The following is a 25,923-nucleotide window of genomic DNA, read 5'->3' on the forward strand; positions in this document are numbered from 1 at the left end:
CGACGGCGAGTCCTACCGGATGCGCCAAGCCCGCACCCGAGGAGGTGACCGCCCCACCCGCTAATCACCGCGAGGGGCGGGGACTTTCACCTGGCCACCAACGGGGACCTGAGCTTGGCCATTGACACGCCCGACGCCCGATCCTCCGCATCGAACAGGGCAGCCTGAGCAGGCAGCAGGTGTCCTTCGTTCGACAGGAGCAGGTCCCGTGGTCGAGCCCGTGTCCGGACGGCCCGTGGGGCGCCCGCAGAATCCCGAGCTGGACGACCTGATCCGTGCCGCAGCGCTGGAGCTGCTGGCCGAGGGAGGTCGGGACGGGTGTGGCATGGACGACGTCGCTCGTCGAGCCAGCGTCGGGAAGGCAACGATCTACCGCCGGTGGGCCACCAAGGAGGACCTGCTGATCGAGGTCCTCGGTGACGCCGGCCCGCGGCTGCTCCCCCTCCGTGACCACGGGTCTGCGATGGCCGACGTCGCCGCTCTCCTGGCTGACGTGGTCGACCAGCTGTGGTCTCCAGCAGCGATTGCCTGGCGACGGGTGGTGCCCGGGCTGCCGCCCTCGGACGGTTTGACCCTCCCTCTGCCATCCGATCCGCTGCCCGACGTGGTCGAGGCTGTCGGGGTCGTAGCGAGCCGAGCAGCGCTGCGCGGAGAGAGCAGCGATGGTGACGGCCTGGCGCTCGCCCTTCGGGCCGCCTGCGCGACGATCGTCCACGCCTGGCTCGTTGGCGACGATGCCCAATCCGGGCACGATCTGGCGAGAGAGCTTGCGGCCCTGCTCGTCGAGCCACGTCTCGTACGCCCCTCGACGGTGGGCGGTGGAGGAACCGCCCCGAGGGGCGCGACCTCACGGGGACGATGACCTCTCACCCCGGCCGAGCTCTCCAGCCGCGCCGGCACCTCATGCCCACCTCGAGGTAGACCGGGGCGGCGCTGGTGGCACGACTGGTGGCGGTAGTGGTGGCACCAGTGGTGGCAGTGCTGGTGGCGGCACAGGTGGCACGTCTGGTGGCGTAGCTGTATCACCTTCGGTGGCACACTGGTGGGAACCTTTTGGGGCATCTGTTGGGCAATTGTGGCGGCCTGTTGGTGGTATGCATGGGCCCCTTTGGTGGTCTGCTGTGCCCCGCTAGGGGCCTTGCTGGTGGCTCACAATTGGTCTGTTGGCGATCTGTTGGGGTCCATAAGCGCCCCTACTGACCGCCCGTTGGTGACCTGTGGGCGGCGTTTTGACCCACATTTGGCCAGCACAGGGGCCACCAACCGATACCTTCGCCCCGGCAGAACAGCCCCTTTTGGGGCCCGGTGTCACAACTCGTGGGGTCCAAGGACCTTCCACCGACGTGGAGGACAGCGACGTGGTCAAGAAGACCAGCGATGAGCGACTCAGCCGAGTCGTCGCGCTCATCAACGGCAAGGGCGGGGTCGGAAAGACCTCCGTCACTGCCAACATCTCCGGCCAGCTGGCCCGGGCCGGCTACTCGGTGCTGGCGGTCGACCTCGACCTCAGCGGCAACCTGAAGCTCGACCTGGGGTACGTAGGCGATCCCCTCGACGACGACGGCAAGGGCGTGGTCGACGCCGTGTGGCAGGGCCAGGCCCTGCCGGTCATCACCAATGTGCGAGAGAACCTGGACGTCGTGCCCGGCGGACGCCACCTCGAGATGCTGGCCGCGCTGGCCCAGACCCCGATGGGCGACGAGCTGCCCGGTGGGGGAGTCCCCACTGCGTTCGCCGAGCGCCTGGCCGAGCTGGCCGGTGACTACGACGTGGTGCTGCTGGACTGCGCGCCCGGCAACCCGATCCTGCAGGACATGGCCCTGCACGCCGCGCACTACGTCCTGATCCCAACCAAGACCGACTCGGCCGGCTGGGAGGGACTGCGGATGGTGGGCCCGCGCGTGAAGAAGGCGCGCAAGGAGAACCCCGACCTCAGCTACCTGGGCGTCCTGCTCTTCGCTCACCAGACCACCGCGACCCGAGTCCGCAGCGGCACCAAGGCCCGCCTGGCCGAGGTCAGCGACACCGTCCCGCTCTTCGACAGCTACATCCGCCACTCCGAGACCGCCGCACACGACTGCCGCGAACGAGGGCAACTGGCCCACGAGCTCGCTCGGGATGCGTCGGACTCGGCGAAGGCCCGCCTCAACGTCCTGCGCGCTCGCCGCCCAGGCGGTGAGGTCGTCGCGCTGCCCGCGCAGCTCTCGGGGACCGCGGACAGCCTGGCCGGGGACTACGAGAAGGTCGCCGCCGAGATGCTGACGCGGATCGCCGCAGCGGAGGCCTCCACCCCGATCAGCTCCGCCAGCGGCCGGTGACCGACGTGGCAGCACAGGACGCAGGGTCCGCACGATCCTTTCCCGCCGGACGGCTGGCCAGCTTCGAGGACGCAGCTGACGGCGACCCAGCCGTCGAGGCAAGCCTGCTCGGCAGCATTCTGGGTCCACGATCTCGGTCGCGGGCGGTGCCGCCGGCGGCCCCGCCGGCCACCGCCCCATCTGACACGGCCGCCCGCGACCGCTCCGACGCTGCAGAACCTGCGGCGGGCGGACCTGCTGTCGTCGACGAGGACGAACGGCCCCTTGAGGGAGCTGCAGCTGCTCAGGCCCTCCTGGAAGGAGCGGGCACCATTCGGCCGGCGCGTCAGCGGCCCCAGCGCGCCCGGACCCCGAGACCGGCAGCTGAGCCGACGTCGACGGCTGCACCGCTGGACAACCGCGTCCGAGCCAGCAACGTGCACATCCCCGCCAGCTTCATGCCCCGCATCGAGGCGGCCCGCAAGAAGCACGGTCTATCCAACGGTGAGCTCGTCGTGGCCGCGCTCGAGTCCACCATCGACGAGCTCCCTGGGCTGATCGGCGCACCCGCCGCCACGGGCGGGTCGTTGTTCGCACCGCGCAGCCCTCGGGTGGTTCGCGCCCACGAGGGGCCCCTGACCCCGTTCAACATCCGTCTCCGCGAAGCCGACTACACCGTGATCGACCAGGTGAAGGACACCGTGGGAGCCAACTCCCGCGGGCACCTGATCACCGTTGCGTTCGACGCCTACCTCCCCACCGTCTAGGTCCTCAGGAGCCTTCATGCCCACCCGCACCGAGCGCCGCACCGACCGCGACAAGCCGCCACCGACGCCTTCCACCGGCCCGGCGGCCCCCGCCTTCGGCGACGGCGCCGCCGCGGCCGCCTCACCCGCGCCGCCCAAGCTGCGACGCCGCAATGGCCTGATCGCCCTGGGGATTGCGCTGGTCGCCCTGGGCGGAGCTGGAGCAGCCTGGCTGACCACGACGGTGGGACAGACCAGCACCGTGGTCGCCGTGCGGGCCGACGTCGAACGTGGCGAGGTGATCGAGGCCGACGACCTGACCGTGGCGCGCATCAACTCCGACCCCGCCCTGCAGACCGTTCCCGAGGACCAGCTGGACACCCTCATCGGCCAGCGGGCCGCGGTCGATCTGGCTGCCGGCAGTCTTCTGACTCCGGCGTCGACGACAACGGAGGTCATCCCGGCGCCCGGACAGTCCCTGGTCGGGGTCACCCTGACCCCCGCGCAGCTGCCGGCTGAACCGCTGCTGGCCGGCGATCCCGTGCGGGTGATCGCCACCCCGCGCGATCAGGACCCGGTCACCGAGCCGACCAGCTACGGCGCCACCGTCGTCGGGGTGCAGAACCTGCCCGACACCGGGCAGGTGGTCATCGACGTCACCGTGCCCGCCGCCGAGGCAGGGGAGCTGGCAGCGCAGGTCGCCACCGGGCGCGTTGCACTCGTGCTGGACTCCGGAGCGCGCTGATGGCCGTCATCGCGCTGACCTCGGCCCGGGGCGCACCCGGGGTCACCACCACGGCGCTGGCGTTGACGATGTGCTGGCCGCGGCCAGTCCTGCTCATCGAGGCAGACATGTCCGGGAGCAGCAGCATCCTCGCCGGATACCTTGGCGGAGCCCGCCCGCACGACAAGGGTCTGGTCGACCTGGCGGTCGCCCACCGCGCCGGCCGGCTGTTCGACGGGCTCCGCGGCGCCTCCATCGACCTGCCCGGAGGCAAGAAGTGGCTGCTGCCGGCCTTGGCGACCCCGCTGCAGGCCGCGAGCCTGCGCCCGGTGTGGGAGCCGCTGGCCGCCATCCTCAGCGGCCTGGAGGCCCAGGGGATGGACGTCATCGTCGACGCCGGCCGGCTTGGCACCGAGCACGCACCACAGCCCCTGCTGCGCAGCGCCGACGTTGCCGCGCTGGTGACCCGCTCGACGCTGCCGGCGATCTCCGCGACGCGCGCCCGCGCCCGGGTGATGGCCGACGACCTGTCGCAGCAGGGCACTGGCTCTGATGGGCTCGGCCTGATCGTCGTCGGGGAGGGCATGCCCTACAGCGCTGCCGAGATTGCCGGCGCGGTCGACCTGCCGGTCTTGGCCAGCATCTCCTGGGACGCCGTCCACGCCGAGGCCTACAGCCTGGGCGCCACGACCCGAAAGCTGGACAGCTCCGCGCTGACGCGCAGCACGACCGCGGCCGCTGGCGCCCTCCGGCAGCTGGCCGCCGACCGCCGTGCGCGTCTGGCGCCCGGGGCGCTCCTCCACCAGAACGGACGAGCCCATGCCTGAGAACACCCCGACCACCCCGACGCGTCCGGACCTGAGCCGGCTGCCTCTGTTCACCGCCCCTGCAGTACCGCCGGCGAGGGAGGAGCCCGCTCACCCCGCAGGTCCCCCGCAGCCCTACGGCCCGGTCACGGCTCGACCCGCCGCCAGCTCGAGCCAGCCCCAGCGGGCGTCTCGGCCGGCGGCCCCAGTTGCCAGCGCCGTCGGGGACGTGGACTGGACGCTGGTCCGCACCCTGCGCACCCAAGCGGCCGAACGGCTGTCCTCGGCCCTGCGCGAACGCGAGGGCACCGACGATGCCTCACAGCGCGAGCTGGGCCGCAGCATCGTCCAGGAGCTGGTCACCGAGCACGTCACCGCCTCGTTCCACACCTCCACCGGCACCGCTACCCCCGAAGAGCAGCAGCACCTGGTGCAGGCCCTCTTCAACAGCCTCTTCGGGCTGGGGCGCCTGCAGCCGCTGGTCGACCACCCCGACGTCGAGAACATCGAGATCAACGGGTTCGACAACGTCGTGCTGCAGTACAGCGACGGGCGACTGGCCTACGGCCCTCCCGTGGCCGACTCCGACGAGGAGCTCATCGAGTTCCTCCAGTTCCTGGCCAGCAGGTCCCAGGCCAACGAGCGACCGTTCAGCCCGGCCAGCCCCGAGCTGCACCTACGGCTGGACGACGGTTCGCGCCTGGCGGCCAACGCCTGGATCACCCCCCGGCCCGCCGTCGTCATCCGCCTGCACCGCCTGCGCAAGGTGACCCTGGACGACCTCGTGGCCCGGGACCTGATGGATGAGGAGCTGGCATCGCTGCTGCGGGCCGCCGTGCGGGCCCGGTTGAGCATCGTGGTCAGCGGAGCCCAGGGAGCCGGCAAGACGACGCTGCTGCGTGCACTGTGCGCCGAACTGGACCCCTGGGAGCGGCTGGGCACGTTGGAGACCGAGTACGAGCTGCACCTGCACGAGCTGCCCGAGCAGCACCGCCGCATCACCGCCTGGGAAGCACGGCCGGGCAGCGGGGAGGTCGGCGTGGACGGCAAGTCCGCCGGAGCGGTCGGCCTGGACGCGATCCTCTACGGGTCCTTCCGGTTCAACCTCGAGCGCTTCGTCGTCGGGGAGGTCCGCGGCAAAGAGGTGCTGGCGATGTTCAAGGCCATGCAGGGCGGTGCCGGCTCGATGTCGACCACGCACGCCTCCAACGCCCACGGAGCCATCAACCGACTGGCCACCCTGGCGATGGAGGCCGGCCCGCACGTCTCGGAGGGCTTCGCTGACCGGCAGATCGCCGAGCACATCGACCTGATCGTGCACGTGACGCTGGAGTACGGCTACGACCAGAAGCCCGGGTCCCCGCCCAGCCGGGTGCGGTTCATCTCCGAAGTCCTCTACGTCGAGCAGGGCGAAGGTGGCCGGCCCGCGACCACCCACGTCTACCGCTCCGGCTCCGACGGTCGGGCAGTCGCAGGCACTCTGCCCGGGCCGCTGGCCATCCTGTCCCGATTCGGGTTCCAGGCCAGGTCGTTCAACGGGGGAGCGGCAGCGTGACCCCGCTGCTGGCCGCGGCCGCCGCGGTGGCGCTGCTCGGGGGTCTGCTGCTCATCGTCATCGGCGCCCAGCGTCACAGCCGGCCCCCGGCGCCCACCACGACGACCATGACCAACCGCCGATGGTCCGCCGCTCGTCGAGGCAGCAGCCGCCGCACCCGGCTGCTGCTGGTCGGAGGCCTGGTGGCCGGAGCCCTGGTGTGGCTGATCACCGGCTGGATCGTCGCCGTGCTCGTCTCGCCGGCCTTCGCCCTGCTGCTGCCCACCGTGCTGGTCACCTCCGACAACAACGCAGGCATCGCGCGCCTGGAGGCCATGGAGGAGTGGACCCGCAGCCTAGCCGGCGTGCTCACCGTCGGCGTCGGCCTGGAGGCGGCGCTGATCGCGACCCTGCGCTCCACCCCCGAACCGATCCGCCCGGAGGTGACCACCCTGGTGGCGCGGCTGCGAGCTCGCTGGAACACCGAGGACGCCCTGCGCGCGTTCGCCGAAGACCTCGACGACCTCACCGGCGACCAGATCGCCAGCAGCCTCATGCTCGCCGCCCGCCGCCGCGGCTCAGGGCTGGCCAGCGTGCTCGAAGGGCTGGCCCGCACCGTCGCCGACGACGTCCGCACCCGCCGCGCGGTGGAAGCAGACCGAGCCAAGCCGCGGTCGACCGCCCGCTGGGTCACCCTCATCACGCTGCTCGCCCTGGGCCTGCTGATCGTCAACGGCTCCTACGTCGAGCCCTACAGCGAGCCCCTGGGGCAGATCGTCTTGCTGCTGCTGCTCTCGGCCTACCTGGGCTGCCTGGTCTGGATGCGCAACATCTCCAAGCCCCGGAAGCTGCCCCGCTTCATCGGCACCAACCTCGCAGGTGGAGGCACCGCATGAGCACCATGCAGCTGGCCATCCTCGCCGGCGGTCTCGTCGGCCTGGGGGTCGCGATCATCGTCTGGCGCCTAGCGCCGGCCCAGCCGCAGCTGGCCCAAGCACTGGCCCGGTTGTCCCCCGAGCGCACCAACCAGACGGTGTCCGCCGCGACGTCCAACGGGTCGCTGACCGACCGGCTGGGCCTGCGGATCCAGCGCACGATGCCCGGGGCCTCCCTGGGCCGCACGCCCACCGCAGAGCTGCGGATGCTGCGGATCCCGGTGCACCGCTACTACGGCGAGAAAGCGCTGTTCTTCCTCGTCGGGTTGGTCTTCCCCGCCCTGGCCTACGCACTGCTGACCGTCCTGGGTCTGACCCCGCCCATCGTGTTGCCGGTGGCCGCGGGTCTGGCCTTCGGTGCAGTGCTGTCCTTCATCCCCGACTACAACGCCCGCAGCGAGGCCAAGCTGGCCCGGGTCGAGTTCAGCTACGCCCTGTGCTCCTACATCGACCTGGTCGCCCTGGAGCGGCAGAACGGCTCGGGCAGCACCCAGGCGATGGAGATCGCCGCGACCATGGGGGACTCGTGGGTCTTCCAGCGGATCCGCGAGGAGCTCGCTCGAGCCCGCTGGGCCGGCACCACCCCGTGGGAGTCCCTCACCGAGCTGGCGCAGGAAATCAGCCTGCCCGAGCTGGCCGAGCTGGCCGACGTCATGCGGCTCTCGGGCGAAGAGGGCGCCACCGTCTACAACACCCTGCGCGCTCGAGCAGCCAGCATCCGCAACGCCCTGCTGGCCGACGAGCTCACCCAGGCCAACGCCGACGGGGAGCGCATGACCCTGCCCGTCACCGCCCTGGCGTTGGTGTTCCTCGTCCTGCTGGCCTTCCCCGCGGTGCTTCGCATCCTGAACACCTAGTGCAGCCCACTCCAGCGGTTCTGGGAGCTTTCTGAACAGTAGGGTCGGGTATGCCTCGTGAGCTGCCTTCCCGTGCTGTGATCCGCCTGCCGGAGTGGATCTGGGGCGGCGACCTGGTGGGCCTGTTGGAGAGCGCTTCGCTGCAGCACCGCAAGCGACCAGTCGGTACTGAAGGTGTGCAGCATTCCGTCACAACGAACGAGCGCTATCACGGGTACTTCACGCCAGGATTTGTTTCACAGTTTCGAGTCCTAGGTGTCGCTGCCGACGACGAGGTGGAACGACTCCTCCGCGCTGACAGATCGTCGAGCAACATCGTGACGAGTGACGTGCTTGATGCGCAACGCATCGAAGAAGCGATGTTCGACGAGCAGGAATATTCCGGTGGCCGATATGGCATCACGCGGCGCATGGCTCTCATTCAGCTGCGGACCGGTGGTGCAGTACGAGACCAGCTCCTCGAGACCGTACGAGGAGCCCGCCAGGCGCTGGTGGATGTTCAGTTGACGAATACCGAGGAGTCAGCTTTCCCCGACGCAGAGGTGTATGCGGTCGTCAGGTCAGCGGCGCTAGCAATGCGCTACAAGATGCCCTCAATTCATCTACGCCTTGAACATGACCCTGGATTGTTCCAGCGCGGTCCTCAGGCACTAGCTCCCGAACAGGGCTCGGACGGCCGCTACGTAGCGGTCTTCGGAAGCTCGCAGGGGCTGGTGGATGGGGTCTACATCTTCGAGTGCTACCTGTCGCCGTTGTGGGGATCTCTTGCGCCGTTCGTGTGGGCCTTTCCCGCCCACCGCGGCGAAATCACGCTGATCTACAGCTTCGGTCGCGCCCTGGCCGGCGTCGACGGCCTCCCTGCCGAGCCCCTCCAGGCCATCAATTTCCGGGGCGCCAGTCAGACCGTCGACACACCGGACGTCTCCCCAGCGGCCACTCAGGCGGCCATCACGTGGTGGACCCAGAAGTTGGACAACATTCTTTCCGTGGTGTCAGACCCGGCTCTGCACACGGACAAAGATGGGAACTACCTGCCCAGTAAGCACCTGAACTCCATGCTCAGTATGGAGCAGTTGTTCCGACGAGTTGCCGCCGTGCAACGCGGCCACAAAGACAAAGATGCCCGCCGGTTAGCGTTCTTCTCTGTTCTGGACACGCTGCAGCGGTTGACCGGTAGAGACATAACGATGCTCAGTCGACGGAGTTACGCGAACAAAGTTCTCACGCAACTTGAAACCGCGATCCCTGATCATGCACAGCAGATTCTTCTTCCTGCGTGTTATCGAGCGATCAGGGCCCTCGACGAGCTGCAGAAAGGCTTCTTCCTGACGCGGCAAACAGGTATGCAGACCATCAAGTACGTGAGCGACAAGGGGCAAGAACGAGAGCTCACGTTGACCGAGGCCACGGCTCAATACGTCAAACTCCTGCGCAACGCGACCCACGGATTCGGTGATATCACCGAACGGAACCGTAGTGAAGTTCTTCTGGCACACCACGACGGAGTAATTCCAGACGACTTAGCGTTCCTTGCCTGGCTGTACTTGTTAGACCTTTTGAACAACACCGACCGCTTGCAATTCAGCTTGTGGGCTGGTGGTGCCCGGTGACTTCCCCAGCGGGCGATCAACGAAGGCGGCAGGGGTGGCCGGTGGCTGTGCCAGGAGATCAGCGCAGGGCTGCCTAGAGAACCACCGGACAGCTGCCTACCTACCGACCAGCACCTGATCGGGCTGACCCATGAGGGGGTCCTTCGTGCCGCTCACCAGGGGAGCGGCTCCGCGAGGAACTCGCTCAAGCCCGCTGGGCCGGCACCACCCCGTGGGAGTCGCTGACCGAGCTGGCGCAGGAGATCAGCCTGCCCGAGCTGGCCGTGGTGTTCCTCGTCCTGCTGGCCTTCCCCGCGGTCCTGCGCATCCTGAACACCTGACCCCGACGTGGTCCGGGCTCCGGCGGCCGCCGGGGTGTGACGGCCGCCGGAGATGGGGTTCAGATGGTCGGGTTGCCTGCGGTGCTCATCGGGAGGTACGCCAGCGGCCCGCCGGAGACCGCCGCCGACCGCTTACCCAACAGCTGACCGGTCAGGTTCTGGTAGGCCGTCTCCACCGTGGGGTCCTTGAGCAGGTAGGTCGTGGGGTTCCCCAACTCACCCACCCGCCCGGCCAGGCGGGCCTGGAACCGGTGCCGGACCTCGCGGTAGGCGCCCTTCTTCTCGGTCGCGGGGACGTCGACGGTCACGGTCTCGGCCAGGTCGTCGATGCGCAGCACGGTGACGATGAAGCCGCTGCGGGCGACCGGCAGGATGCCGGCGTCGACGATGGCCGCGGCGTTCGCGCGCCACCACATGCAGTCGGCGAGCAGTACCTCGGCGTCGCTCATGAACGAGGCGTCGCCGATCTTGCTGCGGTGGGGGTCGCCAGCGGGAGCCGGCGCCGCCGCCCCCTGTCGCAGGATCGGCAGCGGGGTGTCAACCGACCGCACGAACGGCGCCTGCGCCAGGGCGAGGACGCGCTGCAGCGCCCGGTCCGGCAGGTAGCCGGACGCTTCGAGTGCCGAGACCGCTCCCAGAGACACACGCAGCAGGTCAGCGGTGCGCTGGCGGCTCAGGTCCATGGTCGGGGCCTCGCCGTCGGGGGCCACCAGTTCGATCTTCGGTGCGGACATGAGGTGCTTCCTCTCGCGGAGAGACCCGGACTCGCGTTGCCGGGCCTGCCCATCCCGGGAGAGCGCCAATCGCTCTCCACCCCCTCTAGTGTGTGTTTTTCGTGCTCCAGAGTCAAGAGACCTGGTCCGGTTGGCTCCTACGTGCTGCTCACCAGGGCATCTGCACCACAGCAAGTTCGTAGTTGGACCGATCTGTCACACAATGAGCCCTGCCGGCACCTTCCCCCCTCGAAGGAGCCACGACCGGGAGGACCACCATGAAGGCGCTCTACATCACGCTGATGACCATCTGGGCCGCCGGGAGCGACGAGCTTCGCGAGCGGATGGAGCTGCTGCGGCAGGACGACTCCGAGCGGGGCTCGGTGACCCTCGAGCAGGCCATCATCGGAGCGGCACTGTTCCTGGCCGCTGTCGGTCTCGTGGGCGTCATCGTCGCAGCGGTGAACAGCCGCTCCGCGAGCATCCAGTAGTCGATGATCAGCCAGACCAGGTTCGCGCGGTCCCGCCGTCGGTTCGCCGACGAGCGCGGCTCCGCGACGCTGAGCCTGGCGGTCGTCTTCCCGGTGGTGCTGCTGCTGATCTTCACCGCGGTGCAGGCAGCGCTGTACTTCTACGCACGCAACGCGGCCCACACGGCTGCTGAGGAAGGTCTTCGGGTCGCCCAGGCCGAGGACGGCACCAGCAGCGCGGGCATCGCCCGCGCTCAGGACCTAATACAGCGCACCGATGCCCTGGACGGCGCCAACGTCACCTCCACCCGTGGGCAGGGCACGACAGCGGTGACCGTCGCCGGCACCGTCCCCACCGTGCTCCCGGGGTTCCAGCTGTCGGTCACCCAGACCGCCACCGGCCCCACCGAGCGAGTGACCACCCCGTGAGCCGGCGATCACCAGAAGACGGTGAGCGGGGGTCGATCCCGCTCGAGCTGGCCATCCTGGCGCCGGCGTTCCTGCTGATCATCAGCGTGGTGGTCTTCGGTGGCCGCCTAGCCCTGGCGCACCAGGCCGTCGAAGCGGCCGCAGCCTCCGCGGCACGGGAGGCATCCATCGCCCGAACCGCCTCGGCCGCCAGCTCGAGCGCGCGAGCGACAGCAGCTGACGCCCTGGCTCAGGAGGGGTTGCGGTGCTCGAGCACCACGGTGTCGATCGACACCAGCGCCTTCAACTCCCCCGCGGGTACCCCGGGCTCGGTCAGCGCGACGATCACCTGCGTCGTACCCCTGGGCGACTTGGTGCTGCCGGGCTTCCCCGGGAGCAGAACCGTCACCGCCACCGTCGGCAGCCCTCTCGACACCTACCGGGAGCGCTGATGAACCGGGAACGGGCCGATGACAGCGAGCGCGGATCGCTGTCGCCGTTCTTCGTCGTGGTCACCCTGGCCCTGCTGGTGATGATCGGGCTCGTCGTCGACGGCGGGGGCCAGCTGCGCGCCGTGGCCCGGGCCGACGCCGTGGCGGCCGAAGCCGCGCGAGCCGGCGGGCAGGCCATCGTGGCCAGCCAGGCCGTCCGCGGGGACGGCGCCGTAGCCGACCCGGTGCGTGCCCGACAGGCCGCGCAGGCCTACCTGGCCCAAGCCGACGTCTCGGGCACGGTCACGATCATCAACGGAACCGGCCTGCGCGTGGAGACCTCGGTCTCCTACCAGCCGATCTTCCTGGGCCTGATCGGCATCGGCGCCGTCAGCGCCGAGGGCGACGCCCAAGTCCGCCTCGCCGAGGTCGTCGATGGAGAGGACCGCTGATGTCTGCCACCGCCCTGCGCGCCCGGCTGCGGGGAGCACTGGCCTTGCTGGTGCTCTTGGGGGCCTTGGTGGGCATCCCGGCCGGACTGCTGCTGGTCGCTGGCAACCCGCTGCCCTCCCAGATCCCCAGCTTCGCTGACATCAGCGACGCGCTCACTCGGCCCGACACCGGCCAGCTGTTCCTCGGCGCGCTGGTCTGGGTGGGTTGGATCGCGTGGGCGGCGTTCGCGGTGTGCGTGCTGGTCGAACTGGGGACCCAGCTCCGGGGCGTTCCCGCGCCGCGGCTGCCGGGGCTGCAGTTCGGGCAGGTAGCCGCCCGCGGGCTGGTTGCCGCGGTGATCGCCCTGTTCATCATCTCTCCGGCTGCGGCGGCCTCCGCCGACGCTGGGACGCCCAGCAGCGTCGCGGCGACCTCGGTGAGCGCCTCAGTCGACTCCACGTCGGCCGCGGCCGCGGAGGACGTGGTCCCCGCCGCCGCGACCACTCAGCAGCAGGCATCGGCATCGACTGTTAGATACGAGGTCGGGGTGGGGGACTCCCTGTGGTCGATCGCTGAGAACCAGCTCGGGGACGGCGGCCGGTGGCCCGAGATCGCCGCCCTGAACTACGGGGTGCCGCAGGCCAGCGGGGGAGCCCTCACCGACTCCCACTGGGTCACCCCGGGGTGGGTGCTCGCCCTGCCTGCGCCGGCAGTCCCAATCGCCACCGAGGCGACGAGCTACACCGTCCAGCCCGGGGACACCCTCGAGGAGATCGCCGCCCAGAAGCTGGGCGACGCAGACCGCTACGGCGAGATCGCCGCGGCCAGCGCTGCCACCGTCCAGCCCGGCGGTGCCCAGTTGACCGATCCCGACCAGATCGGGGTCGGCTGGACGTTGACCATCCCCGGCAGCACCGCCACACCGGCTCCGGCTCCCGCACCCGCACCTGCACCTGCACCCGCACCCGCACCGGCTCCCGCACCGACACCCGCACCGACACCGGGCACCAGCACGACGACGACCGCACCCGAGACGTCCGGCGCCAGCCAGTCGGCGACCCCGACCGACGACGCCCAGGACGCCGCTGGGGAAGCCGCCTTCACCGACGTCGACGAGGGCTTCCCGGTTCGGACCGTCGCCGGGGTCGGCAGCCTCATGGCAGCCGGCGTGCTGGGTCTGATCGCCACCCGACGTCGCACCCAGCAGCGCCGCCGCCAGCCCGGCCAGGCCGTCCCCATGCCCACCGGGTCCGCCGCCCAGGCCGAGCAGGAGCTGCGCGCCACCGCTGACCCCCTGAGCGTCGAGACCATCGACATCGCGCTGCGCACGTTGGCGCTGCAGTGCTCCCGCGCCCGTCGCCCGTTGCCCACCGTGCGAGCGGCCCGGCTGACCGGTCAGCAGTTCGATCTGTACCTCGCCGAGCCCGCGCAGCTGCCCGCGCCGTGGGCCGGCACCGTGGACGCCACCGTCTGGACCCTCCCGGCCGAAGCCGCCGACCACCTCGACGAGGAACCCGTCACCGACGTCCCCGCGCCCTGGCCCTCGCTGGTGACCATCGGCCACGACGAGGAGGGCGGTCACGTCCTGCTGGACCTCGAGTACCTCGGGTCGCTGGGCATCACCGGCGCCGACACCACCAGCACCCGCGAGGTCATCGCCGGCCTGGCCATCGAGTTGGCCACCAGCCGGTGGGCCGACGACCTGCAGGTCACCGTCGTCGGGTCCTACCCCGACCTCGAGGACACCCTGCAGACCGGCCGCATTCGCTACCTGCCCGCACTCGGCCGACTGCTCGACGAGCTGGCCGACCGCGCGGCCACCGACCGGGAGACCCTGCTGGCCGGCCCGGGGGACCTCAGCACCGCCCGCGCACAGGGCAGCGACCCCGATCTGTGGACGCCCGAGATTGTGCTGATCACCACCCCACTGACCGACCAGCAGCGCGGCCAGCTGGACAACCTGCTGACCCACCTCCCGCGCGTCGCCATCGCTGCGGTCAACGCCGGCGAACCGATCACCGGCGGCTGGGGATTCCAGGTGCAGGGCCACACCGCCGTGCTGGCCCCCATTGGCCTGCGGCTGCAGCCGCAACGAGTCGACGACCAGACCTACCTGCAGCTGCTCGACGTCCTGAGCATCACCTACGAGGAGCCCGAGGGAGCACCGCGCGCGAGCGTCGAGCCCACACTGCAGGACCTGCCCGCCCCCGGCCTTCTGTCCGACCAGATCGGCCCCAGCACCCCGGCGGACGAAACACGGCTCGATCCAGCCAGCGTCGGGACCCCCGCGGACGACACCGTGCACCAGGTGGTGCTCGTCGACCAGGAGCTCGTCGACCAGGAGCCGACTGCCCAACCGTCCTCCCCTGTCCAGGAGCAGGCCACGACAGACGACGTCGAGCACCAAGCCCACGACCGGCCGGCAGAGCAAGTTCACGTCGGCTGGATGCCGTCCCCGGTCTGGGACGACATCCCACCAGACACCGAGGTCGACCAGGACGACGATCCAGCCACCAGCCCCGCCGTGGTCGACCCCGATCACGACCAGGTGGCGCCGGCCACCGACGACCAGCTCGAGGTCGACCAGACGCAGCCGGGCGCAGTTCAGCCGTTCCCCGTCAGTGGCCCGCAGGTGCTGCTGCTGGGCCCGGTCGACATCACCCACGCTGTCGGGCCCGTCGAGCCCAGCAAGCGCGCCAGCCTCACCGAGCTCGCGGCCTACCTCGCTCTGCACCCCGGTGGGGACCACGAGGCGATCGACGCCGCGATCTGGCCCGGACGGCGGGTGTCACTGTCGGCCCGCAACACCGCGGTCTCCAAGCTGCGTCGCTGGCTGGGAAAGACCCCCGACGGCGGGGACTACCTGCCCCGCTACCAGGCCAGCGCCGGCTACCGACTCGAGGGCGTCACCACCGACTGGGGGCGCTGGCAGCAGCTGCTGGCCGGCGGCATCGACGGCGCACCCACCGCGGCGCTCGTCCAAGCGCTGGACCTCGTGCGCGGCACCCCGTTCGGCGGGGTCAAGGCACGTCGCTACGCCTGGGCCGAACCCCTGCGCCAGCAGATGATCGCCGACGTCGTCGACGCCTCCTACGAGCTGGCTCGCCGCCGACTGATGGAAGGACGGTGGCGCGAAGCCACCCAGGCGGCCGTCGTCGGGCTCGACGTCGAACCCGGCCTCGAGCGCCTGGCCCGCATCCGCATCCTGGCCGCCCACTCGGCCGGCAACCAGGCCGAGGAGACCAAGGCCATCGAGCAACTCATGGCCGTCGTCGACGACCTCGGTGGCGACCTCGAGCCCGCCACCGAACAACTCCTCGCCGACCTGCGCGACCCCCAGCGCACCGCCCGCCTCACCACCGCCGCGCTGTGAGCGCCGACCGGCCGTTGCCCGTGAAATCCGAGACCCCTCGGGCAACGGCTTGACCAGCACAGGCAGGCTAGAAGCCGACGACCACACCGGAGGGACCTCGTGAACAGCCGCCGCATCCGCCTCAACGGCACAGCCGCAGCCCTGGGGCTCGTGCTGCTGCTCGGCGCCGCCGGCTGCACAGGCGACGACGACCCCGCCCCCACGCCGACCGCGAGCCAGACCGCAGATCCAACCGCCGACGCGGTTGCTGCTGCCGAAGACGCCATGCAGGCCTACCTCGACGCACAACCTCAGCTGACGGCAAATCCCAATGCGCCTGTTGTGGATCCGTCGACGGTTGCGACAGGTCAGGCGCTCGTTGGCCTGAACGCTTTGATCGACCTGTACAAAAAAAACGGCTGGACCAGCACCGGCAATAAGACGTTCGCGAGCATCGAGATTTTCAGTGTCGACCTCAAAGGCAACCCAGACACTTCACCGCCCGTGGATCCGAACATTGTCTTTAACACGTGCATCGACGCCAGCAACTCTTACGCCGTGGATAGTTCTGGAAACTCCGTCACTCCCGAAGATCGGGTCGTCCGGGGCCAGGCGCAGATAACCGTTAGCGAGATTGGCAATAGCTGGATCGTCAGTAACGAGCTCTCATCGGGGCAGCCATGCGAGTAAGACGTGCACTTCTCCCTTTTCTGCTGGCTGCCACTATCGCCTCAGTCTTGACCAACCCGTCGCAAGCGTCAGCTGGGCCTGTGGGTTGCGCTACATTCGACCTAACGACGGGGCAATGCACTATCACTGTTCCTATTCCCGGATCTGGGGGCGGTAATTCTGGTGGTGGATCCGGTGGCGGGTCTAGCAGCGGTGGGGGATCGGGGACACCTGTAGGTAACGGCCCGCCGGTCGACACGGGCAGCACGACTGCTGTTCCGTGCGCCGCGCTAGCGGACTATCTGTGCGCAGGGGGCGCTTTTGGTCCCGTCCTCGGCCCGGCCCAACCGGCACAACCTGGCGCACCGGCCCCCGCGCCGGCGCCAGTAAACCCAGCGGTCCTCGCCCAGCTGGCTCTGAGCCAGCTCAACCTCCGGGCCATCGATATCGGCATTGTTCCCGAGGCTGACGCCGATCACACCGGTCTCGTTGGTCTGCCGGTGTGGATGTGGGTGGAGAACCCAGGACCGACAACGTTCGGGCCGAACAGTGCCAGCGCCAGTGGCGGTGGGATCTCCGTGACCGCCACGGCCCAGGTCAACCGGATCGTCTGGGACATGGGCGACGGCAGCACGGTCACCTGCACAACCCCGGGCACCCCGTACGCCGACAGCTACGGCGACCGGAGTTCACCCGACTGCGGCCACCGCTACGAGCGCACCTCCGTCAGCAAGCCCGGTGGGGTCTACCAGGTGACCGCGACGTCCTACTGGACCGTCATCTGGGCCGGCGGCGGCGCTACAGGGACCATTCCCCTGCAGTTGTCGGACAGTGCCCAGGTTCGCATTGGGGAACTCCAGGTCATCGTCACCAACTAGCCTGAATTCGTGCGCGTCCCCTTGTGGTGCGCGCACCTGAGTACAGTCCTGACATGCAAAAGGGGACGGCTCAGGGCATAACTGCGGCGCTCAATGCCGCACGAGCTGCTTCCCGCGATGGCGCGGTCTGGTTGAGCCACGACGGTGGGTTCGAGGATATTTCATTCTTCGGTGTTGTCAGTCGACCGGTGGTCATTGACGCGAATTGGCTGCGCAACGATTTGTTGTGGTCTTGCCGAAAAGAGTGCCCCACCATCATGCTGCATGCTGCTAACCAAGGTGCAATCCGACTATTTGCAGCTTCCCATGTGTTGAGGGAAGTTGTTCGGCACCACGAAAAGTGGGCGTCAAGCAAGAATTTGCCAGCGGACCGCGTCCTCGAGTGGTGGAAGCGGCACTACCTTCCAGCGATCCGCCTGGTCGACCCGCCAGACGGATTGCTCGACGTCGACGAGCAACAGCGCATGGATCGGTTGGGCCAGCTGGACAGTGACGACGTCCCCACCGCCACGCTCGCGGTGCTGTTGCAGGCGCCGCTCATCAGCTCGGACCGACGGGCGCTTGCTGGCGTGTATGGACCTGGTGCTGTCCGACGCGAACAGAGCGACCTACGGGACCTGCTTCGGGACTCCAGCAACGACACCGCTCTGAAGCGGTCAGCCGCGACGGTCGCGTTCCTACCGGTGGCGGTAGGCGGCGTCCTGATTCCCGCAGCTACCCGCGGGGCCGCACGCCATCCAGTTCTCGCACTCGCTGCAGGCGCACTCCTGGCCCTGGGGGCCTCGCGCGTCCAGTCGGCCACGTGGCGTCGCTCGGCCTCCAGGGTCGGGCGTGCGCTCGGCGGCGTCGTCGAGGTGCTCGAGGTGCAGCAGCAGTGGCAGCGTCACTTCCAGGACGCTGCCCCGCCGGCACCGCAGTGGGACGCGATCGGGCACGCGGTGCCGGCCTCGGCCGTTCGCACCCGGGCGCTCATGCACACGATGGCTCACCGGGTCAGCGGACAGACGACCCTCGACGAGCTCGCCGGCGTCCTGCCGGCGTTGCCGGTGGCCACCAGCCCTCGGCTGCTGGGCCAGGCTCTGCGCCAGCACGAGGGCCCGGTGTTCCAGCGGTTCGGTTCAGCGGTGTGGCAGCTGGGCCAGACGACGTCGTCACCGGACCACCGTCGCCCGCGGACGGTCGACGCCGAGGGTCAGTACGGCGACATCTGATCCAAGACCCGCGCGGCGACGTCGACGATGGCCGTGACCTTGGGCAGGTCCTCGACGACGTCCTCGGCGGTGAGGGAGGGGTCCTCGAGGTTCGGGTACTCGGCGCTGCGCCGCTCGCGGCGGATCCGGTCGAAGGGGCGGAGCACGTCGCCCAGCGGCGGGTGCAGCTGAGCCAGGACGGCCTGGTAGGCCGTGAGGTGGCTCCCGCGGGTCGTGGGGCGCAGACCCTGGTTGGCCAGGATGGCCCACAGCGCCTTCCTGGCGGCGTCGTAGAGCACCGCGTAGCCGGCCTCGGGGTCGTCGGTGAGCTTGCTCGCGCTCGCCAGGTGCCTGCGCGCCTGAGCTATCAGCAGGTCGGAGTGCTCGCGGTTGGCAGGCACGCGCTCGAGGTGGCCATCGGACAAAAGTCGATCGATCTCCTGTCGCCCCTGCTCCCACCTCATGACGCCACCTCGGCAGACGACCGGATCAAGTCGAGCTCGACGAGCGGCCGACTCCGCAGGGAAGCAAGGAACGGGTCCTGGGAGGACTCGTCGTCCCAGGAGGAGCTTCGGACCCGTCGGATGTCCACCGGGCGCCCTAGCCGGCGTTCGGCCTCCCGGGCGACGTCGTAGAGGTTGTCGGGATCAGCGTCACCGACGACGAGGACGTCGATGTCGGCGGGCGGGGGGCCGGGCTCACCGGAGTAGCGGGCAGCCCAGGAGCCGTAAATGAACGCCCGCTGGACGCCGGCCACGGCGCCCAGCGCCGCTGTGAGGACCGGGAGAGGTCCAAGGGTCACCGCCAGCAGGTCACGCAGCGGCCGGACGAGCAGCCCGTCGGCGGGGGCGCTGAGCAGCCTGTTGCGTCCGAGCCGACGGTCCACGAGCAGGCCGGAGTTGACGAGCCGGTCGACCTCGGCGTGCACGGCGCGCGGGGAGGCCCCGACCCGCTGGGCGAGCTGGCTGAGGGTGAACTCGGTGTCCTGCGAGGTGTAGGTCAAGGCCAAGATGTCGCCCTGGACCCGGGATCGCAGGATGGGCAGCAGAGCCGGGGCATCAACACGCACAGCAGACCTCCGAGCGAAAAGTTACCTAAGTCTACTGCACATGGTGCACTTTTAGGTACCACGGGCGGAGGGGCCCCGTCGACGAGAACAGGGTTGGAGCAGCCTGCCGCCCCATCAGTTCGAGATGGGGGCACCGTCGGTCAGGTCGAAGAAGTGCCGCGTTGCCCGAATGAACGCCTCCCTGGCTTCTTTCTTCTCGGACCGCAACACCTCCCACTGTTCTTTGCTGGGGAAGCCGTTCTTTTGGTCGAAGAGCGTCATGGCAACTTTTTCATCGACTTTATGAAGCTCTTCGGCTCTCGCTACCACGTCGTCGCTCGCGAGCAATCTAATTTTAGAGAGCGCGTCATTCTGCCTTGTGTGTGCTGCATGGTATTCCTGAAAGTAGGAGGACAGGTCGGCAGTCCACCCCGGGGGATACTCGCCCAGGTACTCGTAGAGACGTCTCGATGGGTACTCAAAACTTGCGTCTAGAAACGCAACCTGCGCCTCTAACAGCGAGTCCCTTAGCCACTTTTTGGTCTCACGCTGACCGGTCAAATAGAGATTTACGCCCGAGAGGGTCGCAGCCACGAGACCACTCACTGCGCCGACAATCGCCACGGCCAACGCCCACCCAGTCATGCACTCACCCTGTCACCCGCGGGGCCTTCAGGCGATGGGTTCCGGCGACCATGCTCGGGGTGCACAGAGGGCCCACATTCGGTCACGACGAACTAGGTGCCGGGCACCCCTGGCGCGCGGTAGTCAAAGTCCCCGGGCTGGAGCTCGCGCCAGTACGTCTTGGGCGGGACCCCTGCGGCCAGTGGCGCCCCGGGACCGCTGAACTGGTTGGGCACCCTGCGTGGGTCGCCGGGGAGACCGCGCTGGGCCCGGGCTTTCTGGATGCGGGTGTTCATTCGTGCCGCCGTCCGGCTGCCCGACGCCTCGACGAGCGCATGCTCGGAGACCGACCCGGACAGCTCCTGGACGAGGTCGACGGTGGCGTCCTCGAACACGTTGGCCATGGCCTGAAGCAGCTCAGCCTGCTGGCGGAGTTCCCAGGCCTCGATCAGCCGGTTGTTGAACACCTGGGTCTGGCAGAAACGCACCACGTTGTCGACCCCAGGGTCCAGTTCCCAGTCCTCGATCAACCCGGTCTCATCCCGCTGATGTCCCCAGATAGTCATCATGCGAACGTCGTAGAGGGTCATTCCCATCTGGGCGGCGATGACCTCGTAGTCCCCGATCACCATGAAAGCCCGGCCTAGCCGGAACCCGATAGCGCCATTGAAGCTGCCGATTCGAAGCTGCACCTCGGCCTGGTACCTGTTCAGCTTCCGCAGATCAGCCAGCGTCGTGAACGCGCTCTGGCCGCCGGCCATCCGGGTGACCAGCTCAAGGACGCGTTCGGGCCACCAGCGGTGCACCGCGTACTTGTAGGCCTGCTTGTGCCACAGCAAGTCCTCCAGCCAGACCTTGGCCTCCCGGACGCACTCCTGCCCCCGCGAGGAATCAGGGGCCGGAGGATGCGGACTCTCTGGGCAGATGCCCGGGATGGCTCCCTCGATCTCGCGGCCGAGCTCCTCGCTAGCTGCCTGCATCTCCAGCTGCCACGTCGGGGTGGTGGCGAGCCGGCGCTGCTCGACCCAGTCCGCGAGCACCACCGGCACCTGGTCGACGTCGACCAACTTCGGCCTCCCCGGTTCGCCCAGCACGCTCCCGCAACTCGCTCCCCAGTGTGCGGTACGGGTGCCCGTTCTTCTTAGGAAGACGGCGCCAGGGCGTCTTACAACTTGCTCCCCACCATGCTCCCCACCATGCTCCCCACACCTGTGGGGAGCAAAAATTGCCGTCTGAGCAGCACTTATGCGTTGCTCCCCATGCTCCCCACAAGGTGAGCGCTAGGTCGTACGCACATGTGCGCGCGGAGCGTTCCGACCGCCAGTCATCGAGGGCGCAGACAGATTTCGGCTCACGCCCTGTCACAGCACGCCGAGCAGCCGACCTTCCCCAGACATGAGCGGTGGGGTGGGTCGGCATGTCGACACGCCCGAGAAAACTCAGACTCCGATTACGGATAGCCCGGCTGGTAGACAGTCCCCATGGCGGACGAAGCGAGGCGCGGCAAGCGAGGTCCCAAGCCCATCGCCGGGCGGAAGTCGCAGACCTTCCGTCTGCCCGAAGACCACCACGCGGCCTACGAAGAGGCGGCACGGCGCGAAGGTCTGCCTCTCGGCGACTACCTCGCTCGCGAGCTCGCTCTGCGGCATCAGTTCGCGGTACCCGAGTACATCGTCAGGCGTCAGCGCCGTGCGCTGGCAACGCGTTCGGCTCAGCAGGAGCTGCCCATCAGCGCCTGACCGAAGGCACCCCAGACAGACGAAAACCCCCCCTAAAGCTTGGCGGCAACCGGGGGGGTCCTCGTGATTCGGTTTCAGAATCTGAGTGGAGCTATGCGCGACTGTACCCATCGGGCAGCGGTGTCGCCATCACATCGGCGGAGCCCTGCCCTGGTGTCGCCCGCCTGGGTGACGCGTGAGTGACCCGCGCCCCCCGTTCGACGACGTCGAGCGGGGCCCGAAGACATCCCTCCGCCGCGTCGTGGACGCGCTGGAGTCCACGGGCGGGTCCCGCACGAAGAGCTGGACCGGGCAGGACGCGTTCAACGCGTGCTGCCCGGTGCACGACGACTCTCGGCCCTCTCTGGCTGTGCGGTGGGTCAGCAGCGGCGGCCGCGGCCAGGTCGTGTTGCGGTGCCACGGTTGTCACGCCGAGTACGCCGACCTGTGCGCGGCTCTGGGGCTACGGCAGTCCGACCTGTTCGACGAGGCGCAGGAGCGCCGGACGAGCTCCCGGGGTGGCCGGGTGGGGCGGTCCCCGCAGCAGCGGCGTGCAGGTCAGCGCCGCGGTCGGCTGGGACGGCTGCCCAAGCTGATCCCGACCCGGGCCTCTCCCGAGCCCGCGGCGCCCGAGGTAGAGCACACCTGGGCGCAGGTCGCGGTCTACCCCTACGTCGGCGCCGACGGCGCTCTGGTGCAGGAGGTCCTGCGCGAGCAGTGCACGTCCTGCCCGGCCCCGCACAAGCAGTTCCGGCAGCAGTTCGTCGACGCCTCCGGGCGACGGCGCAAGACCAAGCCGGCCGGCTTCACGCCCGTGCTGTACCGGCTGCCGCAGGTGCTGGCCGCTGTCGCCGCCGGGCAGCCTGTGTGGCTGCTCGAGGGCGAGAAGGACGTCGAGGTCGCCGAAGGCCTGGGCCTGGTGGCCACCACCAACACCGGCGGTGGCCGCGGGTTCGGCCCCGAGCTGGCCCGGCGACTGCAGGGCACCCAGGTTCGGGTGGTCCTGGACCGCGATGACACCGGCTGGGCGCGCGGCGTCGCCGCGCACCAGGCCCTCACCGCAGCCGGCGCGGCACCCGTGCTGCTGCTGCCGGCCCCCACCGAGCCCAAGGCCGACTTCGCCGATCACATCGCCGCCGGCCACGGCGTCGATGGCCTGCTGGATGTGCACGTCAGCGAGGTGGAGGCCTGGTCGGCCGCAGCCCTGGTGCGGGTGCGCGCCGAAGGTGTCGAGCAGGCCCTGCAGCAGACCCAGGCGCAGCTGGCGCGTGCGCTGGACGGTGGCGCGGGGGAGAAGGGCGCCGAGGTCGCCGAGGAGGCGGTCCGGTTTGCCACGCGGTGGGCCGTCGAAGCCGAGATGCGGCACGAAGCCCTCGACAGCGCTGTGGACACCGTCCGAGCCGCCGTGCGGGCCACCGGCACCGCCTGGGCTGATCAGGCCCTGGGCACGGCCACCCAGCGGCTGCGTGCCGCGACCACCGCAGCGCGCACCGCGGTCCAGCTGGTCGGCGCTCCGCTGCCACCCAAGCTGCAGCTGTCCCACCCTGCACCTGAACCCGATGACCAGCCCGCAGCGCCCAAGCCGCACGAGCCGAGCACCACGGTCCAGGATCAGGTGCCGACCGCTCGTCCACCAGCACCCGGCGACCGCCTCGACCCGCTCCTGGCCACCCAGGACCACCCAGCCAACCGGCCAGAGACCCGGATCAACCAGCCGGTCTTCCGGATCGTCGAGAACCAGATCGTGCAGGTCGAGCCCGCCAAGGGACGCCGCGACGACGAGGACCCCGACGAGACCCTGCGGCTCATCCTGGGCCTGGGGGTGCGCATCGTGGAGATGGAGTACCTCGAGGAATCCGACACCGTCGACGTCGACGCCCCGGTGCTGCGAGGGCGCGCCGCCCGGGCCTCCAGTGCACGGATCAACCCGCCGGCTCCCGCGGAGCTGTCGGGGCTGCTGCTGACCTACATCGACCCGGCCAGCGGCGAGCAGATGCACCTGCGGATCTCCGCCGACCAGTGGATGGATTCCACCTGGCTGCGCTCGCTGCCCGGACCCCCTGACCACGACGGGAAGCCCGCAGGGCTGGCGACGGTCCGGCGAGCGATCACCGCGGTGAGCCCAACCATCCTGCGGACCACCCGCTACCGCTCCACCGGGTGGCGGCAGATCGACGGCGAGTGGGTGTTCGTGCACGCCGGCGGCGGCATCACCCCCACCGAGGTGCGGGACATGCCGGTGCTGCTCACCGGCCCGCTGGCCCGCTACGACCTGCCTGACCCCACCGCTGACCCCGCCGCGCTGCGGGCGGCCTTCGTGCAGCACTCGGCCGGGATGATGACCCGCCTGCCGGGCCGGATCGTCGCCCCGCTGCTGGGCCAGGTGTACCGCTCGGCGCTGGGCCCCAACCCCTGGGTGTTGGCCGTGATCGGCAGCCCGGGGTCCTACAAGACGTCGGTGGCGTCGCTGGCGATGCACCACTGGGGCGAGCTGTGGGACCGCCGCAAGCCCGCGTCGTCGATGTCGGGCAACGGCGACACCCTCAACGCCCTGCGGATCAAGCTCAACGCGTCCAAGGACGCCCTCTACTGGGCCGACGACGTCGCCCCGACCAAGGACTGGCTGGCTGCGCAGAAGCTGCTCGAGGAGTTCGCGCGCCTGGTGCACAACGGCGAGCAGCGGTCCCGGTCGACTCGCGACGGCCTGGGCGTGCTGGATGGCACCCCGCCCCGGGCCAGTGCCCTGGTGACCAGCGAGGTCATGCCGCGCCCGGGCTCGGGTGCCCAGCGGATGCTGGTGGTGCCCATCCGCAAGGAGGAGATCTCCTTCGACGCGCTGCTGGACTTCGACCTCGATGAATCCCGGCACGGGCGGGCCCTGCTGATGGCCTCGTTCCTGCAGTGGATCGCCGCCGACCTCACCGGCCGTAAGGCCCGCTACGCCGAGGAGGCCGCGGCCTACGCCCGCCAGCTGCGCACCGACGGCGAAGCAGTGCGCCAGGCCGAGGCGATCGCCTCCACTTGGTCGGGGTGGTGCGCGATGGCGGACTTCCTCGTCGAGGTCGGGGCGATCACCGACGACGAGCGCGCGGAGGTCCTGGCCCGCACCGACGAGGCGCTGCAGCAGACCGCCGATGCCACCGCCGATCCCGACCTGCCGACCCGGACCGGTGCCCGCGTGGTCGAGCTGCTGCGTCACGCCCTGCGCACCGGGCTGGCCTTCGTCGACGACGTGCGCGACGGGGAAGCCCCGCCGTGGCCGCTGGCCGGCCGGCTGGGTTGGCGGCGGGTGGCCACCGGGGACACCGACACCTTCCCGCAGAAGTTCCGGATGGAGGCCCGGGGCCTGCGGTTCGGCTATGTGCTGCACGACCCCGACGGCCGCGATGGAGGCGCGCAGCTGCTGGTGGACTCCACCGCGCTGGAGCAGGTGTTGAAGTCCGTCGCCGGGACGATGGCCGACTCCCTGCAGCTGGACCGGGGCACCGCCATCCGCGCCCTCTACGACGAGGGCGTGCTGATCGCCGAGGAGCGCACCGGGCTGACCCCCCGGTACACCGTGCAGCGCACCCTGCACCACGAGAACCGGCGATGCCGGGTCACCGCGCTGCGGCTGTGGGACCTGCTGGGCGAGGAAGGCCCTGAGGACGGGCTGCAGCTGCCCGAACCTCCCGATGACCTCGGCCCCAACGACGAGCTCGGCGCCGACCCAGGCGCCTCTCCCCGAGCCGATGGCGTGGCGGCCGCGGCCGCGGCGCTGTTCGGCGACGTCGCACGAGAGTGGCGCAGCACCACAACCAGTGGGCAATGTCCGACCCCGCAGCTACCGTCTCCGGCGCCAGCCCAGGGCCTGACCAGCCCCACGGAGGAGGAACCGCTGATGGGATTCCCGCACGCCGACGCCGAGGGCACCGTGGTGACCTCGGAGACCCTTGAGCAGCCCCAGCCGTGCATCGCGTGCCGGCTGAACGCCGCGCAGAGCTTCCTGGGCATGCCGATGCACCTGCCGTGCTGGTGGCGCAGCACCGCCAGCAGCCGCGCCCAGGCCGCGGCGCCGGCGGCTGCGGAGCAGTCCGAGCCCGTCGACTCCCTCGACCCCCAGCAGGCGGCGCCGGCGGCGACCGTCGCACCCCCGACGGCGGCCGCCGCGACCCCCGCGCC

The 25,923-nt window shown here is 69.8% G+C and carries 24 protein-coding genes and 1 pseudogene; 19 read left to right on the forward strand and 6 right to left on the reverse strand.

The window, feature by feature from the left end; translation table 11 throughout:
- Positions 1 to 208 precede the first annotated feature (208 nt).
- The 9 genes from NH342_RS13495 to NH342_RS13535 all read left to right on the forward strand — a co-directional run bounded on the left by NH342_RS13495 (position 209) and on the right by NH342_RS13535 (position 9,509).
- On the forward strand, positions 209 to 862 hold the full coding sequence (locus NH342_RS13495) for a TetR/AcrR family transcriptional regulator (protein ID WP_253015394.1): 654 nt from the start codon (positions 209 to 211) through the stop codon (positions 860 to 862).
- 481 nt (positions 863 to 1,343) lie between these two features.
- Entirely contained in the window at positions 1,344 to 2,318 is a 975-nt protein-coding gene (locus tag NH342_RS13500) for a ParA family protein (protein ID WP_253015395.1), read from the forward strand.
- Between the two features lie 416 nt (positions 2,319 to 2,734).
- Positions 2,735 to 3,064: a hypothetical protein gene (locus NH342_RS13505; RefSeq protein WP_253015396.1), complete on the forward strand. Its 330-nt coding sequence runs from the start codon at positions 2,735 to 2,737 to the stop codon at positions 3,062 to 3,064.
- Positions 3,065 to 3,080: 16 nt separating this feature from the next.
- Positions 3,081 to 3,788 (forward strand): SAF domain-containing protein, encoded by a 708-nt coding sequence (locus NH342_RS13510; protein WP_253015397.1) that lies wholly within the window; start codon positions 3,081 to 3,083, stop codon positions 3,786 to 3,788.
- A complete protein-coding gene (locus NH342_RS13515; protein ID WP_253015398.1) occupies positions 3,788 to 4,594 on the forward strand; it encodes a hypothetical protein in 807 nt (268 codons plus the stop codon). The genes NH342_RS13510 and NH342_RS13515 overlap by 1 nt, the downstream gene beginning before the upstream one ends.
- Positions 4,595 to 4,802: 208 nt before the next feature.
- On the forward strand, positions 4,803 to 6,128 hold the full coding sequence (locus tag NH342_RS13520; protein WP_253015399.1) for a CpaF family protein: 1,326 nt from the start codon (positions 4,803 to 4,805) through the stop codon (positions 6,126 to 6,128).
- Positions 6,125 to 7,003 (forward strand): type II secretion system F family protein, encoded by an 879-nt coding sequence (locus NH342_RS13525; protein ID WP_253015400.1) that lies wholly within the window; start codon positions 6,125 to 6,127, stop codon positions 7,001 to 7,003. Before NH342_RS13520 ends, NH342_RS13525 begins: the two co-directional genes overlap by 4 nt.
- The gene (locus NH342_RS13530) at positions 7,000 to 7,899 is read left to right on the forward strand and encodes a type II secretion system F family protein (RefSeq protein ID WP_253015401.1); all 900 of its coding nucleotides are present in this window, start codon (positions 7,000 to 7,002) and stop codon (positions 7,897 to 7,899) included. The genes NH342_RS13525 and NH342_RS13530 overlap by 4 nt, the downstream gene beginning before the upstream one ends.
- A 77-nt stretch (positions 7,900 to 7,976) precedes the next feature.
- The gene (locus NH342_RS13535; protein ID WP_253015402.1) at positions 7,977 to 9,509 is read left to right on the forward strand and encodes a hypothetical protein; all 1,533 of its coding nucleotides are present in this window, start codon (positions 7,977 to 7,979) and stop codon (positions 9,507 to 9,509) included.
- 379 nt (positions 9,510 to 9,888) lie between these two features.
- Here the strand turns inward: NH342_RS13535 and NH342_RS13540 are convergent, their stop codons facing one another.
- Positions 9,889 to 10,563 carry a hypothetical protein gene (locus NH342_RS13540; protein WP_253015403.1) on the reverse strand — a complete coding sequence of 225 codons (675 nt, stop codon included), beginning with the start codon at positions 10,561 to 10,563 and terminating at the stop codon, positions 9,889 to 9,891.
- Between the two features lie 257 nt (positions 10,564 to 10,820).
- On the opposite strand from NH342_RS13540, the gene NH342_RS13545 reads away from it, so the two are divergent.
- The 3 genes and pseudogenes from NH342_RS13545 to NH342_RS23510 all read left to right on the forward strand — a co-directional run.
- Positions 10,821 to 11,033: a hypothetical protein gene (locus tag NH342_RS13545; protein ID WP_253015404.1), complete on the forward strand. Its 213-nt coding sequence runs from the start codon at positions 10,821 to 10,823 to the stop codon at positions 11,031 to 11,033.
- A gap of 3 nt (positions 11,034 to 11,036) precedes the next feature.
- Positions 11,037 to 11,441 carry a TadE/TadG family type IV pilus assembly protein gene (locus NH342_RS13550; protein WP_253015405.1) on the forward strand — a complete coding sequence of 135 codons (405 nt, stop codon included), beginning with the start codon at positions 11,037 to 11,039 and terminating at the stop codon, positions 11,439 to 11,441.
- Positions 11,438 to 11,587, forward strand: a pseudogene (locus NH342_RS23510) (TadE/TadG family type IV pilus assembly protein); the annotation flags it as partial. The gene NH342_RS13550 and the pseudogene NH342_RS23510, both read left to right, overlap by 4 nt.
- Positions 11,588 to 11,670: 83 nt before the next feature.
- Here the strand turns inward: NH342_RS23510 and NH342_RS13555 are convergent.
- Positions 11,671 to 11,829, reverse strand: a complete 159-nt coding sequence (locus NH342_RS13555) for a hypothetical protein (RefSeq protein ID WP_253015417.1) — start codon at positions 11,827 to 11,829, stop codon at positions 11,671 to 11,673.
- A gap of 42 nt (positions 11,830 to 11,871) precedes the next feature.
- Between NH342_RS13555 and NH342_RS13560 the strand changes: the two genes are divergently transcribed.
- The 5 genes from NH342_RS13560 to NH342_RS13580 all read left to right on the forward strand — a co-directional run bounded on the left by NH342_RS13560 (position 11,872) and on the right by NH342_RS13580 (position 18,393).
- Positions 11,872 to 12,303 carry a pilus assembly protein TadG-related protein gene (locus NH342_RS13560; protein WP_253015406.1) on the forward strand — a complete coding sequence of 144 codons (432 nt, stop codon included), beginning with the start codon at positions 11,872 to 11,874 and terminating at the stop codon, positions 12,301 to 12,303.
- Positions 12,303 to 15,656: a LysM peptidoglycan-binding domain-containing protein gene (locus NH342_RS13565; protein ID WP_253015407.1), complete on the forward strand. Its 3,354-nt coding sequence runs from the start codon at positions 12,303 to 12,305 to the stop codon at positions 15,654 to 15,656. The genes NH342_RS13560 and NH342_RS13565 overlap by 1 nt, the downstream gene beginning before the upstream one ends.
- A 99-nt stretch (positions 15,657 to 15,755) precedes the next feature.
- Positions 15,756 to 16,325: a hypothetical protein gene (locus NH342_RS13570; protein ID WP_253015408.1), complete on the forward strand. Its 570-nt coding sequence runs from the start codon at positions 15,756 to 15,758 to the stop codon at positions 16,323 to 16,325.
- Between the two features lie 557 nt (positions 16,326 to 16,882).
- Positions 16,883 to 17,182 (forward strand): hypothetical protein, encoded by a 300-nt coding sequence (locus NH342_RS13575; protein ID WP_253015409.1) that lies wholly within the window; start codon positions 16,883 to 16,885, stop codon positions 17,180 to 17,182.
- 53 nt (positions 17,183 to 17,235) lie between these two features.
- Positions 17,236 to 18,393 (forward strand): PIN domain-containing protein, encoded by a 1,158-nt coding sequence (locus tag NH342_RS13580; protein WP_253015410.1) that lies wholly within the window; start codon positions 17,236 to 17,238, stop codon positions 18,391 to 18,393.
- Here the strand turns inward: NH342_RS13580 and NH342_RS13585 are convergent.
- From NH342_RS13585 to NH342_RS13600, 4 genes are all read right to left on the reverse strand, one after another.
- Positions 18,375 to 18,773 (reverse strand): HEPN domain-containing protein, encoded by a 399-nt coding sequence (locus NH342_RS13585; RefSeq protein ID WP_253015411.1) that lies wholly within the window; start codon positions 18,771 to 18,773, stop codon positions 18,375 to 18,377. The genes NH342_RS13580 and NH342_RS13585 overlap by 19 nt on opposite strands.
- A gap of 59 nt (positions 18,774 to 18,832) precedes the next feature.
- Positions 18,833 to 19,375 (reverse strand): ArsR family transcriptional regulator, encoded by a 543-nt coding sequence (locus NH342_RS13590; protein ID WP_253015412.1) that lies wholly within the window; start codon positions 19,373 to 19,375, stop codon positions 18,833 to 18,835.
- 180 nt (positions 19,376 to 19,555) lie between these two features.
- The gene (locus NH342_RS13595; protein ID WP_253015413.1) at positions 19,556 to 20,065 is read right to left on the reverse strand and encodes a hypothetical protein; all 510 of its coding nucleotides are present in this window, start codon (positions 20,063 to 20,065) and stop codon (positions 19,556 to 19,558) included.
- Positions 20,066 to 20,157: 92 nt separating this feature from the next.
- On the reverse strand, positions 20,158 to 21,111 hold the full coding sequence (locus NH342_RS13600) for a hypothetical protein (RefSeq protein WP_253015414.1): 954 nt from the start codon (positions 21,109 to 21,111) through the stop codon (positions 20,158 to 20,160).
- A gap of 414 nt (positions 21,112 to 21,525) precedes the next feature.
- On the opposite strand from NH342_RS13600, the gene NH342_RS13605 reads away from it, so the two are divergent.
- Positions 21,526 to 21,783 carry a hypothetical protein gene (locus NH342_RS13605; RefSeq protein ID WP_253015415.1) on the forward strand — a complete coding sequence of 86 codons (258 nt, stop codon included), beginning with the start codon at positions 21,526 to 21,528 and terminating at the stop codon, positions 21,781 to 21,783.
- A gap of 175 nt (positions 21,784 to 21,958) precedes the next feature.
- The coding region (locus NH342_RS13610) for a hypothetical protein (RefSeq protein ID WP_253015416.1) at positions 21,959 to 25,923 on the forward strand (3,965 nt) is incomplete at its 3' end.

Origin of the sequence: Klenkia sp. PcliD-1-E, assembly GCF_024124375.1 — a bacterium.
In the GTDB taxonomy this organism is placed as follows: Bacteria; Actinomycetota; Actinomycetes; order Mycobacteriales; family Geodermatophilaceae; genus Klenkia.